This window comes from Mesorhizobium hawassense (assembly GCF_003289945.1).
In the GTDB taxonomy this organism is placed as follows: domain Bacteria; phylum Pseudomonadota; class Alphaproteobacteria; order Rhizobiales; family Rhizobiaceae; genus Mesorhizobium; species Mesorhizobium hawassense.
In genome coordinates this window covers 856,619-871,459 of record NZ_QMBP01000001.1, presented here as the reverse complement: position 1 = coordinate 871,459, position 14,841 = coordinate 856,619, and the positions used below count along the sequence as shown (strand labels likewise).

Here is a 14,841-nt window from a genome sequence, read left to right as displayed (position 1 = left end):
TCGAGGCGCCCCCCGGCCGGTCGACGCGGTCGACACGGCCCGGTCGGGAATGTGGCTCACATGCCTTGATAGACGGGGCCCTCGCCGCCTTGCGGCGGCACCCAGTTGATGTTCTGGTTCGGATCCTTGATGTCGCAGGTCTTGCAGTGGACGCAGTTCTGCGCGTTGATGACGAAGCGCACATCCTTGGCCGACGGATCGGCGGCGGCATTGCCGTCCTTGTCCACCCATTCATAGACGCCGGCCGGGCAATAACGCGTCGAAGGACCGGCGAAGACATCGTGCTCGGAGCGCTGCTGCAGCGCCATGTCGCCGACGATCAGGTGGGTCGGCTCGTTTTCCTCATGGTTGGTGTTGGACAGGAACACCGAGGAGAGGCGGTCGAAGGTCAAGACGCCATCCGGCTTCGGATAGGCGATCTTCTGATGCTTGGACGCCGGCTCGAGCGCCGCATAGTCGGCCTTGCCGTGCTTCAGCGTGCCGAAGGGCGAGAAGCCGAACAGCGTGTTCAGCCACATGTCCAATCCGCCGATGCCGACACCGGCGATGGTTCCGAAGCGCGACCACAGCGGCTTGACGTTGCGCACCTTCTTCAGGTCCTTGCCGATATCGGTGCCGCGCCAGGCTTGCTCGTAGGAAGCAAGCTCGTCATTGGCGCGGCCGCCTGCAATCGCCTCGGCCACATGCTCTGCCGCCAGCATGCCGGACAGCACCGCATTGTGCGAACCCTTGATGCGCGGCACGTTGACGAAGCCGGCGGCACAACCCATCAGCACGCCGCCCGGGAAGGACAGCTTCGGCACCGACTGCCAGCCGCCCTCGGTGATGGCGCGCGCGCCGTAGCCGATGCGCTTGGCGCCCTCGAAGGTGCCCTTGATCGCCGGATGCGTCTTGAAGCGCTGGAACTCCTCGAAGGGCGAGAGATAGGGGTTCTTGTAGTTCAGGTGGACGACGAAACCGACCGCCACCTGGTTGTCCTCGAGATGGTAGAGGAAGGAGCCGCCGCCGGTCTTCATGTCGAGCGGCCAGCCGAACGAGTGCTGGACGAGGCCCGGCTTGTGGTTCTCCGGCTTGACCTGCCACAGTTCCTTGAGGCCGATGCCGAACTTGCCGGGCTCGCGGCCGTCGGCAAGCTGGTATTTGGCGATAAGCTGCTTGGCGAGCGAGCCGCGCGCGCCCTCGCCGATCAGCACATATTTGCCCATCAACGCCATGCCCGGAGCGTAAGCCGGGCCATGCGTGCCGTCCTTCTCGACGCCCATGTCGCCGGTGATGACGCCGGTGACGGCGCCGGCGTCGTTGTAGACCAGGCTTGCCGCGGCAAAACCCGGATAGATCTCGACGCCGAGCGCCTCGGCCTTGGTCGCCAGCCAGCGGCAGACATTGCCGAGGGAGACGATGTAGTTGCCGTGATTGTTCATCAACGGCGGCATCAGGAAATTGGGCAGGCGGAACGAACCCGCGGGCCCAAGCACCAGGAAATGGTCCGCCGTTACTGGCGTCTTGAACGGATGATCGTTCTCCTCGCGCCAGCCGGGCAGCAGGCGGTCGATGCCGATCGGATCGACGACCGCGCCGGACAGGATGTGCGCGCCGACCTCGCCGCCCTTCTCCAGCACGACGACGGAGAGCTCCGGGTTGAGCTGCTTCAGACGGATCGCGGCGGCGAGGCCGGCGGGGCCCGCGCCGACGATCACCACGTCGAATTCCATGCTCTCGCGTTCGATTTCGCTCATCGGCCCCTCACTGGCTCGCCATGTCTTCGCATTCTGCTGGCTCACGCGCTGCATAGCGCATCAATTCACGACGCGAAACCGGCGCTGACGTGACAACGCCGATTTCGACAAAAAGTCGCGGTTTTGCATGCGGGACGGCTGATGGCATGGCCCGAGCCAAGCATAGGCCAGCGCCAATCGGTTGGCAGGCCAAGCCGCGCCGGCATGTTTTTAATTGTTCGACGGCTTGGTTATCGGCAATACTTCACGCCATGCGCAGTCCAGAGCCGTCCGGCTTTCCATCGAAGCGCTTACTCTTCACGCCCGGCCTGGCCTGGCGCGCGGTTCTTCCGCTCCTCTTTTTGGCCGTGCCGGCCTTTTTGACCATGCAAGTCCGGGCCGATCCGGTGAAGGTCTGGCCGACCGGCGCCTATTCCTTTTCCGACGAGTTGGGCGGTTTCCGCATCACCGGGGTGTCCGGCATCGGCACCAAGGAAGATCCGCTGGTCATCAAGGAGGAGCTCAACACGGCGACGCCGGTGACGCTGACCATCCGTGCCACCAAGCCGATCGAGCCCTTCGGCAAGGCCGGCGAGGTCGCCAACGGCGTGATGTATATGCGCATCGACGTGCTCAACAACAGCGCGCTCCCCTGGGTGGAGTTCCAGTTCGAGCTGCAGGAGATCCTCGACCAGCCGAGCGTGTTCGGCGACGGCCTGTCCTTCGACCAGCGCAACAAGACGCCCGACAACATCTGGTCGAGCAACTTCGCCGATTTCGAGCGCAAGTTCGAACCTTACGACCAGTTGCTGTTCAGGAACGGGAAGGTCGACCCGCTGAAGACGGCGACCTTCGATTTCCTGGTCACCGACTACACGCCGCGCTGGACGTTCTACATCGTGCAGGATCCGCGTATACCGACAGGATGATCTCATCGCGGTTGCAAATTCAAACCGCGCGGACGATGGTGGCGCCATGACTGCCGCCTCCCCCAACACACAAGCCGAGATCGCCGAACTGCTCGCGTTCTATGCCAGCGCCGGCGTCGACGACGCGCTGGAAGACGCGCCGATCAACCGGTTTGCGGAACCGGCGGCAAGGCCGGCTGGACGCGGTCCGGCCGAACGCAGTCACGCCGAGCGCGCGCCTGGCGCGCTGCGCCGCGAACCCGGCCCCGAGAGCCGACCGCCACCCGGGCAGGCTCCGGAGCGCGCCGAGAACCCGCCAGCGCCGCCCTCCGGCCTCGATGCGAGCAATATTCCGGACGCGCCCGCCCGGCTGCCGGCATCCGCGACCGTTCCCGACGAAGCACAGGCGGCCGCGGCGCGGCAGCTCGCGGCCAGCGCCGCGACGCTCGACGAGTTGCGCCAGCACATGGCCGCCTTCGATGGCTGCAACCTCAAATTCACCGCCAAGAACCTGGTCTTCGCCGACGGCAACCCCAATGCCGACCTGATGCTGGTCGGCGAGGCGCCGGGCCGCGACGAGGATCTGGAGGGCCTGCCCTTCGTCGGCCGCTCCGGCCGGCTGCTCGATCGCATGCTCGCCGCGATCGGCCTCGACCGCGGCTCTGCCTATATCGCCAACGTCATTCCCTGGCGGCCGCCCGGCAACCGCACGCCGACCCCGCACGAGACCGAAATCTGCCGCCCGTTCATCGAAAGGCAGATCGAGCTGGTCAACCCGAAGGTGCTGGTCAATCTCGGTGGCCCGTCTGCCAAGACCCTGCTCAACACGACCGAAGGCATCCTGCGCCTGCGTGGCAACTGGCGAACGCATACGACGGCTTCGGGGATCGCTATTCCGGCGATGCCGACGCTGCACCCGGCCTACCTCCTGAGGACGCCGGCGCACAAGAAGCTGGCGTGGCGGGATTTTCTCGAGGTCAAGGCGAAGCTGAGGGCGATTAGCTAATCTCCCCCCTTGTGGGGGAGATGTCCGGCAGGACAGAGGGGGCGCGAAAGATCACGGCCTCGGCATCCTATTTCTCTCCGGGCGGCAGCCTAAACGCTGACAAGTTGGCGGGACAGCGCCCCCCTCTGCCTTGCCAGACATCTCCCCCACAAGGGGGGAGATTGGCCGGCGCCGAGGCCTTCGCCAATCTCCCCAATAACCTCCCAGGTAATTGAAATCCCTCCCTGCCCGGCTTAGTCCTGCTCCATGACCACATCCGACCCTTCCGCCGGCAGCCTGATCCGCGAATGGCGCACGCGGCGCCGCATGAGCCAGCTCGACCTTGCCATGGAAGCCGACATCTCGCAGCGGCACCTCTCCTTCGTCGAAAGCGGCCGCGCCCAGCCGTCGCGCGATATGGTGCTCCACTTAGCTGAACAGCTGGCGATCCCGCTGCGGCAGCGCAACCAGATGCTGCTCGCCGCGGGTTTCGCGCCGAGCTTCAGCGAAAAATCACTGACCGACGCGACGCTGGCGCCGGCGATGGCCGCCGTCGAGACCGTGCTCAGGGGCCACGAGCCTTTTCCGGCGCTGGCGGTCGACCGGCATTGGAACTTGGTTTCCGCCAATGCAGCGATCGCTCCGTTCCTGTTCGATATTTCCGAGCCGTCCCTGCTCGCGCCGCCGGTCAATGTGCTCCGGCTCAGCCTGCATCCGGGCGGCGTCGCGCCAAGGATCGTCAACCTCGCGGAATGGCGCGCACACCTGCTCGAACGGCTGAAGCGCCAGAACGACGCGACCGGCGATCCGGTGCTGATCGAGCTGGAGCGCGCGTTGCGCGCCTATCCGTCAGGGCTGAAGAGCAGCCGGCCGGCGTCGGTCGAGCCGAGCGGCATCGTCCACCCGCTGCGGCTCGCGCATGGCGATACGGTGCTCTCCTTCATCAGCACGATCACCGTGTTCGGCACGCCGCTCGACGTCACCCTGTCCGAGCTGGCGATCGAATCCTTTTTCCCGGCCGACGAGCAGACACGCGCGGTGCTGGTGCGGTTGGCGAAGGAGCGGACGTCGTGAGATGAACGATTGTCCGTTGCAGACGTCCTTCCGGCCCGGCAGCCGCGGGCTGGCACCATAATCCATCCGTCGGAGATGCCCGATGCGCCTGTTGTCCCGTTGGCAGAATTCGGCCGGTGAGCGAGTCCGCATTGCGCTTCGCCTGAAGGGGCTGCAGTTCGACTATGTGCCGGTGAGTTCCCTGGCCCCCGGAGATTACAAAGCCCTCAATCCACAAGGACTGTTGCCGGCGCTCGACGTCGGGGGCAGGATCGTCGCCCAGTCACCCGCCATCCTCGAATATCTCGAGGAGGTTTATCCCGAACCGAGCCTGCTGCCGTCCGACACGATCATACGCGCGGAGGCCCGCGCCTTCGCGGCGCACATCACGTCGGAAATGCACGCCATCACGGTGCAACGTGTTCGACGTTTCCTGGAGGCCGATCTTGCCGTCGACCAGACCGGCATCGATCGCTGGGTCCAGCACTGGCTGGGCCTTGGCTTTGCGGCCCTGGAGGAAACGCTTAGACGCCGTGTCGTCAACTGGCCGTTCTGCTTTGGCGATGAACCGGGATGGGTCGATCTGCACCTTGTTCCGCAAATGGGCAACGCCCGCCGCTTGGGCTGTGATCTTTCATCCTATCCGCTGCTCGGGTCCATCGAGCAGCGCTGCAGCCGACTGGACGCCTTCCGCCTGTCGCGGCCAGAGGCGCAACCTGATTTCCCACATGGGCAGGCGCCGGCCTGATCACCCCTGCGGTGGCGTCGCCGTCCTGGTGCGGGTGCGCTCCAGGCCCAGCTGCCGCTCGCGCCAGATGATGAAGATGCCGGCGGCGACCACGATGACGCCGCCGATCAGCGTGTTGAGCGAGGTCACGTCGCCGAAGACGAAAAAGCCGACGACGACGCCGAGGATCATCGAGGTGTATTCGAACGGCGCCACCACCGAAGCCTCGGCATGGCGATAGGCCGCCGTCATCAGGATCTGGCCGAGCCCGCCGCAGCAGCCGGCGAAAACAAGCAGCGCCGCCTGCATCGGCGTCAGCGCCTGCCAGCCGAAGGGCAGCGTCAAGAGCGACAGCACTGAAGCCGTCGAGGAGAACCACAGCACGATGGTGGCCGTCTTCTCGGTCTGCACGAGGTTGCGAACGAGTAGCATCGCAACGGCCGAGATCGCCGCGGCGATCAAAGCCGCCATGACGCCAAGCACCTCCTGGTCGTCGAGCGCCGCGTCGGAATTGAGTAGCGTCAGTTCCGGCCAGGAGATGATCAGCACGCCGATCAGGCCGACCGCGACCGCGCTCCAGCGGTAGACGCGAATCGTTTCGCCGAGAAAGACCGAGGAGAACACCACCACCAGCAGCGGCTGGGCGTAGTTCAGCGTGATCGCCTCCGGCAACGGCAGCCTGGTCAGCGCGAAGAAGCCAAGTCCCATGGCGCCGACGCCGACAAGGCCGCGCGCGATGTGGTTGAACGGCCGCTTGGTCGTGAATGCGGTGGCGAGCTCTCCCTTGAAGGCCAGGAAGGCGATGATCGGGAAGATGGCGAAGAAGGACCGGAAGAAGACGATCTGTCCGGCGGGCACGTCGCCAGCCGCCTTGATGCAGGTCTGCATGCCAACAAAGACCGTCACCGAGACGATCTTCAGCGTAATGCCGCGCAGCGTGCTGTGGCCGACGGCATGATCGACGGTCATCTTGCCTCGTGTCGATGGTCGGAAAACGAAGCCGCAAATGAGGCCTTTGCGCAGTTTTGTCGAGTGGCTCTTTCGTGTAAAGAGCGCGCACCTCAAAATTCTTGGACCAGCGAGCCCGCTGGCCGCCCGAAATCGACAGGAAAAGCCCAAGGAATGCGCACAGATACCGGCCATGTCTTCAAGCTCGAAGACTATCGCCCCAGTGACTATCTCATCCCGGCGACCAGCCTGGACTTCCGCCTGTCGCCGGACGCGACCCATGTCACCGCGCTGCTCACCATCGAGCGGCGCGAGGGTGTCGCCGCCGCGGCGCCGCTGGTGCTCGACGGCGACGGGCTGACGCTGCTCGGCGTTGCCATCGATGGGCGTGCGCTCCCGGCCGGCGACTATGAGGCGACGCAGGACCGGCTGACGATCCTGAAGCCGCCGGCGGCACAGAGCTTCGAACTTCGCCTGGAGACGGAGATCGCGCCGTCGCGCAACGAGGCGCTGATGGGCCTCTATCGCTCCAGCAACGTCTATTGCACGCAATGCGAGGCCGAGGGCTTTCGCCGCATCACCTATTTCCTCGACCGGCCCGACATCCTGTCGGTCTACACGGTGCGCATCGAGGCCTCGCACAACGAGGCGCCGCTGCTGCTTTCCAACGGCAATCCCGTCGAACGCGGCGCGCTCGCCAACGGCCGGCACTATGCGGTCTGGCACGACCCCTTCCCCAAACCCTCCTACCTCTTCGCGCTGGTGGCGGGCGCGCTGGGCAAGGTGACGGACAGCTTCAGCACAATGTCCGGCCGCGAGGTCGAGCTCGGCATCTATGTCGAGCCGGGCAAGGAGCGGCTTGCCGGCTATGCGATGGACGCGCTGAAACGCTCGATGAAATGGGACGAGGAAGCCTTCGGCCGCGAATACGATCTCGACGTCTTCAACATCGTCGCCGTGTCGGACTTCAACATGGGGGCAATGGAGAACAAGGGCCTCAACGTCTTCAACGACAAATATGTGCTGGCCGACGAAGAGACCGCGACGGATGCCGACTTCGCCAATATCGAGGCGATCATCGCGCATGAATATTTCCACAATTGGACTGGCAACAGAATCACTTGCCGCGACTGGTTCCAGCTCTGCCTGAAGGAAGGGCTGACGGTTTACCGCGACCACGAATTCTCCGCCGACCAGCGTTCTCGCGCGGTGAAGCGCATCGCCGAAGTGCGCACGCTACGCGCGCATCAGTTCCCGGAGGACCAGGGGCCGCTGGCGCACCCCGTGCGACCGCGCCGCTACCGCGAGATCAACAACTTCTACACGGCCACGGTCTACGAGAAGGGCTCGGAAGTGGTGCGCATGATCCGCACCATTCTCGGGCCGGAAACCTTCCGTGCCGGCATGGATCTCTATTTCGAGCGACATGACGGCGAAGCCGCGACGATCGAGGATTTTCTCAAAGTGTTCGAAGACGTGTCGGGGCGCGACCTGGCGCAATTCGCGCTCTGGTATCACCAGGCCGGCACGCCGAACCTGACGGTGAGCTCGGCGCATAATGCGGCGGCCAAGGAGTTCACGCTGGAGATCGAGCAGTCGGTGCCGGCGACGCCGTCGGAAAGCCGCAAGCGGCTGATGCATATTCCCCTGGCCTTCGGCCTGGTCGGCGCCGGCGGCAAGCCGGTCACCTGGACGGCCGTCGAGGGCGCAACGGTGGATGACGGCGTCATCCATATCCGCAAGCGCCGGCATACGGTGCGCTTTACGGGCGTTTCGGAACGGCCCTCGGTGTCGCTCAACCGCGGCTTCTCGGCGCCGATCACGCTTTCGGTTCAGCAGAAACCGGAAGACCAGTTCTTCCTCGCGGCGCATGACAGCGACGCCTTCTCGCGCTGGCAGGCCTTCAACACGCTTTTGACCGACGCGCTGATCGCGGCCTTCCGCCAGGTGCTCGGCGGCAAGCAACCGGTCTTTGTGACAAAGCTCGCCGAGCTCGCCGGCAGGATCGCCGGCGACGGGATGCTGGAGCCGGCCTACCGAGCGCTGGCGCTGGCGCTGCCCGGCGAAGCCGACATTGCCCGCGACATCGGCAAGGGCATCGATCCCGACGCCATCTTCGCCGCGCGCGAGGCGCTGGCGCGGACGATCGCCGAGGCAAACCACGAGGCCTTCCTGGCGCTCTACGAAGACCTTGCCGACAACGGCCCGTTCAGCCCGGACGCGGCGAGCGCCGGACGCAGGGCGCTGCGCAACACCTTGCTCGACTACCTTGCGCTGCTGCCGGGCGGCGCGACGCTGGCCGCGAGGCACTTCAACGCCGCCACCAACATGACCGATCGCGCCGGGGCGCTCACGGTGCTGGCGCATCGCCATTCAGGTACGGCCGAGGCCGAACAGGCGCTCGCCGCATTCGAGGCCCGCTATCGCGGCGACGCGCTGGTGCTCGACAAATGGTTCCAGATCCAGGCCGGCGTGCCGGGCGCGAAGACCCTCGAGAAAGTGCGTGCGCTCATGCGGCATCCTGCCTTTTCGATCGCCAATCCGAACCGGGTGCGCTCGCTGATCGGCACCTTCTCCAGCGCCAACCAGACCGGCTTCCATCGCCCCGACGGCGAAGGTTATCGCCTCTTCGCCGAGACGGTGCTGGAGGTCGAGAAGCGTAACCCGCAAGTGGCGGCAAGGCTGGCGACGGCGCTCAGGTCCTGGCGCGCGCTGGAGCCTGGACGCCAGGCCAAGGCCAAGCAGGCGCTGCTCGACATGGCGAAGGCCGAGAACCTGTCGGCCGATCTGCGCGATATCGTGGAGCGGACGCTGGCGTAGCACTCTTCCTTCTCCCCGTGTGGGAGAAGGTGGATCGGCGCGCAGCGCCGGGACGGTTGAGGGGTGCTGGAAGGAATGAGACGTTGGCTTTCCCTGGAACACCCCTCATCCGTCGCCTTCGGCGACGCCGCCCGGCCCTTCGCAGGCTCAGGGCGTTCGAAGCTCGAAAAGCCAAGCAATTGGCTTTTCGTCCGCTAACGCGGACCGCTTCTCACCCCACAGGGGGAGAAGGGAAAAAGACAAATTTCAATCAACTTTTAATCTTTTTCGCCCGCGCCTCTGGACAAGGCGAATCACCTTTGATTCTTTAATGGCGATTCGGGCGTGCGGCGTATCCGGATCATCCAGTATACGGCAGATCGGGGAGTGCCATTTATGGCCAAGGCGGACGCGTGGGGCGCGCCCGGAGGGAAGGCTTTTGCGCGTCGCAAGGCAAGGAGCGATGGACTTGCCGGCAACACGCGCCTGATCGCCGAACCCACTTATCAGCGGCTGTTGGCCGCCGAGCCGCTGCTGCGCCGGTCGATCCCGGCGCTGATCGTGATTTTCCTCGTCGTCATCGCGGCGCTGCGCTTCCTGTCGCTGATGAACGAGCATGACGAGATCGAGCGCGACTCCAAGGCCGTGCTGGCGCTGGCCGCCGGCCAGATGGCGCAGGCGATCACCGCGGACCCGAATGCGGCCGGCGCCAATGCCATAAGCCTGCTGGAAAGCACCAGTCGCCAGGGCGCCATGAGCCGTGCCCATGTGCTGGCCATCACCGACGACGCCTTCAAGGTCATCGCCGTCTCGCCGCTGTCGACGGGCTGGCAGGGCCGAACGCTCGACAGTCTCGTGCTCGGCGGCCAACCGCTGTTCATGTTCGGCGACCGCGCCGGCGTGATGGATGTCAGCATCGCCGGACAGGACTGGTTCGCGGCCGTCAGCCTCACGGGCGACCGCAAGCATGCCGCTGCCGTGCTGGTGCCGCAGGAAGCGGTGTTCGACGGCTGGCGCAAGTCGATGTCGCTCAACGTGACGCTGTTCGTGCTGACGGCGGGCGTGCTGATCGTCATCCTCTACGCCTATTTCGGCCAGGCGGCGCGCGCCCAGGCGGCGGATCGCATCTATCTCGAGGCGCATCAGCGCATCGACATGGCGCTAGTGCGCGGCCGCTGCGGCCTGTGGGACTGGGACATGGTGCGCGGCAAGATGTACTGGTCGCGCTCGATGTACGACATGCTGGGCTACGAGCCCTGCGATTCAATGCTCTCCTTCGGCGAGGTCGACGAGATAATCCACCCCGACGACGGCGACCTGTTCGAGCTCGCCAACCGCATCGTCGAACGCGAGATCGACCATATCGACCAGGTGTTCCGCATGCGCCACGCCGACGGGCAATATGTGTGGATGCGGGCTCGAGCCCAGGTGATCGACCCGGAAGCACCCGAAATCCAGTTGATCGGCATCGCGGTCGACGTCACCGAGCAGCGGCATCTGGCGCTGCGTTCGGAAGCGGCCGACATGCGGCTCAGGACCGCGATCGAGAACATCAACGAATCCTTCGTGCTGTGGGATGCCACTGAGCGGCTGATCATGTGCAATTCGAAGTTCCAGAAGGACAACGGACTGTCGGACCGCGATGTCATGCCGGGCGTCGTTCGCGATACGCTGGAAGAGCGGATGCTGGCCTTCGCCTCCGAGCGCAGGCTTGCCAACGCCAACGGGCCGCATGGCGGCGTCACCCTCGAGCGCCAGCTTGCCGACGGCCGTTGGCTGCAGGTCAACGAGCTCCGGACCCGCGACGGCGGCATCGTCTCGGTCGGCTCCGACATCACCCAGATCAAGCTGCACCAGGAAAAGCTGGTCGACAGCGAGCGCCGGCTGATGGCGACGATCCACGATCTCAGCCTCGCGCGGCGAGCCGAGGAGGAACGCGCCAGCGAGCTGGTCGAGCTCAACCGCAAATACATGAAGGAAACCGAGCGCGCCGAGGCGGCCAATCGGGCCAAGTCGGAGTTCCTCGCCAACATGTCGCATGAATTGCGCACACCGCTCAACGCCATCATCGGCTTCTCCGAACTGATGCAGCGGGGCCTGTTCGGGCCGCTCGGCTCCGAGCGCTACGAGGAATACGCAACCGACATCAACGGCAGCGGCAAGTACCTGCTCGGCGTCATCAACGACATCCTCGACATGTCGAAGATCGAAGCCGGCCAGTTCTCGCTCGACCGCGAGGAGATCGATCTTTGCCCGCTGATCAAGGAGACGGTGCGGGTCATCTCGCTGCAGGCGGCGGAAAAGTCGATCAATGTCGAGACACGCATCGCCGATACGATGCGGCTCTACGCCGACCGCCGCGCCATCAAGCAGATCGCCATCAACCTGCTCTCCAACGCAGTGAAGTTCACGGGACAGGGCGGCAAGATCACGGTCAGGGCGCGCAACACGTCGGGCGCGCTGCTGCTCACCATCGAGGACAATGGCTGCGGCATCCCCAAGCAGGCGCTGAGCAAACTCGGCCGGCCGTTCGAGCAGGTGCAGAACCAGTTCTCGAAGAACCACACCGGCTCGGGCCTCGGGCTCGCCATCTCGCGCTCGCTGGCCGAGTTGCAGGGCGGCGCGCTGAAGATCCGCTCGACCGAAGGGGCCGGCACCATCGTGTCGGTGCGAATCCCGCTGAAGAAGGCGCCGCCGACGGTGAAGGCGGCTGCCTGACGGCATCAACGTCCGCTACTTTCGCGAGGCCGCCCCCGCGCGAAGCAGGTGATCGAAATCCCTCCTCACCTTCCGCGACGTCTCCCTGAGATGTGCCTCCAGCACGGCGAAATCCGGCAGGTCGGTGACCGCCAGAAGCAGGTCCGAGAGCCCCGGAGGGACATCGTCGCGATGGAACTCGCCGGTGAGGCAGAGCCTGATCATCTGGGTCAGCGCCAGATAAAGACGGTAGGCTTCGCCGAGTTCTTCGCGGATATCTCCGTCCGCGAAACCGGGGGCCAGCCGCGCCAGAATGTCGGCCGTCGCCGTCACCCGGCGACCAGGCTCGACATTGCCGGTGATGGTCGCGACCTGGGCGATGAATTCGAGGTCGATCAGGCCGCCGGGGATCAGCTTGATGTCCCAGAGGTCGCGCGGCGGCTTCTCCTTCTCGATCAGCGCCCGCATGTCCGAGGCCTCGGCCTTCACCTTGGCGGCATCGCGCGGCTGCGCCAGCACCCCAGCCACCTCATCGTCGAGCTCGGTGCAGAGTTCCTTGTCGCCACCGATGGCGCGGGCCCGTGCCAGCGCCATATGCTCCCAGGTCCAGGCATCCTGGCGCTGATACTTCTTGAACGCGTCGATGTGGGTGGCGACCGGCCCCTTGTTGCCTGAAGGACGCAGGCGCAAGTCCAGCTCGTAGAGCACACCTTCGGCCGTCGGCGCCGAGACGGCAGCGATCAGGCGCTGCGTCATGCGGGTATAGTAATGCGAAGGCGCCAGCGGCTTCTCGCCGTCGGAGTCTTCGGCATCTGCGTCATGGTCGTAGAGCAGGATGAGATCGACATCGGAGCCCGCGGTAAGCTCACGGCTGCCGAGCTTGCCCATGCCGAGCAGCGCAACCCTACCGCCGGCGATCCTGCCGTGACGGAGCGCGAATTCGGCAATCACCGCATCGAGCGCCGCCTCGATGGTGAGGTCGGCGAGATCGGAGAAGGCGCGCCCTGCCCGCGCAGGATCGATGGAACCTGCAAGCAGGCGCACGCCGATCAGGAATTTCTGCTCGGAGGCAAAAATACGCAGGCGGTCGAGCACATCCTCATAGACGCGGTCGCCTTCGATGAAGGCGGCGAGCCGCGCCGAGAGATAGGCGCGGTTCGGCAACTCAGTCAGCAGTGCCGGATCGAGCAGGCCGTCGAAGACGTGCGGGCGACGCGTGATGATGGCCGCCAGCCGGGGTGCGGCGCCCATGATCGTCGCCATCAGCTTGAGCAGCGCCTGGTTCGACTGCAGCAGCGAGAAAAGCTGGATGCCCGCCGGCAGGCCGGCGAGGAACTCGTCGAAGCGAATCAGCGCCTCGTCGGCGCGCCGCGTCTGGCCGAAGGCCTTGAGCAGCGCCGGGGTGAGCTCGGTCAGCCGCTCGCGAGCCTCCGCCGACCGGGTGACACGGTAGCGGCCGAAATGCCAGCCGCGGATGACGCGGCAGATGTCGCTCGGGCGCTGGAAACCCAGGCGATCCAGGGTCTGCAGCGTATCCGGATCGTCGACATCGCCGGTAAAGACCAGATTGCCGACGCCGGCCGAAAGCTCGGGCGCCGTTTCGAACAATGCCGCATAGTGGCGCTCGACCTGCTGCAGCGAGGCGCGAAAGGCCTCGGTGAATTCCGCCTCGCCGGCAAAGCTCAGCATCAGGGCGATGCGTTTCAGCTCCTCGTCGCTGTCCGGCAGGATGTGCGTCTGCTCGTCAGCCACCATCTGGACGGCGTGCTCGACGCGGCGCAGGAACCAGTATTGCCGCGTGAGCGCATCGCGCGCGTCGGCGGTGATCCAGCCGCGCGCGGCGAGCGCGCCCAGCATCGGCACCGTCTCGCGGCCGCGCAGCTCCGGGAAGCGTCCGCCGGCGATCAACTGCTGGGTCTGGACGAAGAACTCGATCTCGCGGATGCCGCCGCGGCCGAGCTTGACGTTATGCCCTTTGACCGCGATCTCGCCATGGCCCTTATGGGCATGGATCTGGCGCTTGATCGAATGGACGTCGGCGATTGCCGCATAGTCCATATATTTGCGCCAGACATAGGGCTGCAGTTCCTTGAGGAAGGCCGCGCCCGCCGCAAGGTCGCCGGCCACCGGCCGTGCCTTGATCATGGCCGCGCGCTCCCAGTTCTGGCCGCGCCCCTCGTAATAGCGAAGCGCCGCCTCGACCGGGATCGCCAGCGGCGTCGAGCCGGGGTCAGGCCGGAGCCTGAGATCGGTGCGGAAGACATAGCCGTGCTCGGTGCGGTCCTGCAGGATGCGCACCAGACGACGCGTAAGCCTGGAGAACAGCTCGGTCGCGTCGAGCGGATCGACGACGGCTGGTGCCTCCGGCTCGAAGAAGACGACGAGATCGATGTCGGAGGAAAAGTTCAGCTCATGCGCGCCGAGCTTGCCCATGCCGAGCAGGATCCAGCCTGAATCCTTCGCCGGTTGCGCCGGTTTCGGCAGCTTCAGCTTGCCCTGTCGATGCGCGTCAAGCAGCAGGAAATCGACGGCGGCGGATGTGCAGGCGTCGGCAAGATCGCTGAGGCGGCGCACCGTCACCGACGTCTCCGCCTCGCCCGAAAGATCGGCGAGCGCAATCAGGAAATGCGCTTCTGTCTTCCATTGCCGCAGCGCCATCATCAGCCCGGATTCCGAGGCGTCGTCCGCGTTGGCAGCGCCGCCGATCGCCTCGCCGATGGCGCCGAGCCGACCTTCGATCGTCTGGTCGAACAGCGTGTCGAGAATTGCCGGCCGCCGGCGCGCCACATCGCGCAGGAAAGGCGAGAGGTCGAAGACGGCCGCAAGGAGGTCCTGCAGCGGCCCCTCGCCCGCCAGGAAGGCGGCGAGCCGGGCAAGCCCCTCTTCCTCGGCGGCGTCGGCGATTTCCGACAGCTCGCGCCGGGCGTGGTCCGCATCGAGGGGGCGGAGCGCCAGTGTCGGGCTAAGCCGGAACTCGGTTTCGATTTTCTTCTTCGCCATTTATCCGTG

Annotated in this window: 9 protein-coding genes; 6 read left to right on the top strand and 3 right to left on the bottom strand. The window is 65.5% G+C overall.

The features are described from left to right. Positions 1 to 56: 56 nt before the first annotated feature. Positions 57 to 1,736, bottom strand: coding sequence for an electron transfer flavoprotein-ubiquinone oxidoreductase (locus tag DPM33_RS03860; protein WP_112095678.1), 1,680 nt, complete (start codon positions 1,734 to 1,736; stop codon positions 57 to 59). Positions 1,737 to 1,987: 251 nt separating this feature from the next. Here DPM33_RS03860 and DPM33_RS03855 point away from each other — a divergent pair, with 251 nt between their 5' ends. The 4 genes from DPM33_RS03855 (at position 1,988) to maiA (ending at position 5,409) form a co-directional block, all read left to right on the top strand. Continuing rightward, positions 1,988 to 2,644, top strand: coding sequence for a hypothetical protein (locus DPM33_RS03855; RefSeq protein ID WP_112095675.1), 657 nt, complete (start codon positions 1,988 to 1,990; stop codon positions 2,642 to 2,644). Between the two features lie 46 nt (positions 2,645 to 2,690). After that, positions 2,691 to 3,629 (top strand): uracil-DNA glycosylase, encoded by a 939-nt coding sequence (locus DPM33_RS03850; RefSeq protein WP_112095673.1) that lies wholly within the window; start codon positions 2,691 to 2,693, stop codon positions 3,627 to 3,629. 246 nt (positions 3,630 to 3,875) lie between these two features. After that, positions 3,876 to 4,682, top strand: coding sequence for a helix-turn-helix domain-containing protein (locus DPM33_RS03845; protein WP_112095671.1), 807 nt, complete (start codon positions 3,876 to 3,878; stop codon positions 4,680 to 4,682). Positions 4,683 to 4,764: 82 nt separating this feature from the next. After that, positions 4,765 to 5,409, top strand: a complete 645-nt coding sequence (maiA, locus tag DPM33_RS03840) for a maleylacetoacetate isomerase (protein ID WP_112095669.1) — start codon at positions 4,765 to 4,767, stop codon at positions 5,407 to 5,409. Here maiA and DPM33_RS03835 read toward each other — a convergent pair whose 3' ends face one another. Further along, positions 5,410 to 6,357: a DMT family transporter gene (locus DPM33_RS03835; RefSeq protein ID WP_112095667.1), complete on the bottom strand. Its 948-nt coding sequence runs from the start codon at positions 6,355 to 6,357 to the stop codon at positions 5,410 to 5,412. Positions 6,358 to 6,510: 153 nt separating this feature from the next. On the opposite strand from DPM33_RS03835, the gene pepN reads away from it, so the two are divergent. Next, on the top strand, positions 6,511 to 9,156 hold the full coding sequence (gene pepN / locus DPM33_RS03830; RefSeq protein WP_112095665.1) for an aminopeptidase N: 2,646 nt from the start codon (positions 6,511 to 6,513) through the stop codon (positions 9,154 to 9,156). 375 nt (positions 9,157 to 9,531) lie between these two features. Continuing rightward, positions 9,532 to 11,853 (top strand): PAS domain-containing sensor histidine kinase, encoded by a 2,322-nt coding sequence (locus tag DPM33_RS03825; protein WP_112095664.1) that lies wholly within the window; start codon positions 9,532 to 9,534, stop codon positions 11,851 to 11,853. Positions 11,854 to 11,868: 15 nt separating this feature from the next. Here the strand turns inward: DPM33_RS03825 and DPM33_RS03820 are convergent, their stop codons facing one another. Further along, positions 11,869 to 14,832: a bifunctional [glutamine synthetase] adenylyltransferase/[glutamine synthetase]-adenylyl-L-tyrosine phosphorylase gene (locus DPM33_RS03820; protein ID WP_112095662.1), complete on the bottom strand. Its 2,964-nt coding sequence runs from the start codon at positions 14,830 to 14,832 to the stop codon at positions 11,869 to 11,871. Positions 14,833 to 14,841 lie beyond the last annotated feature (9 nt).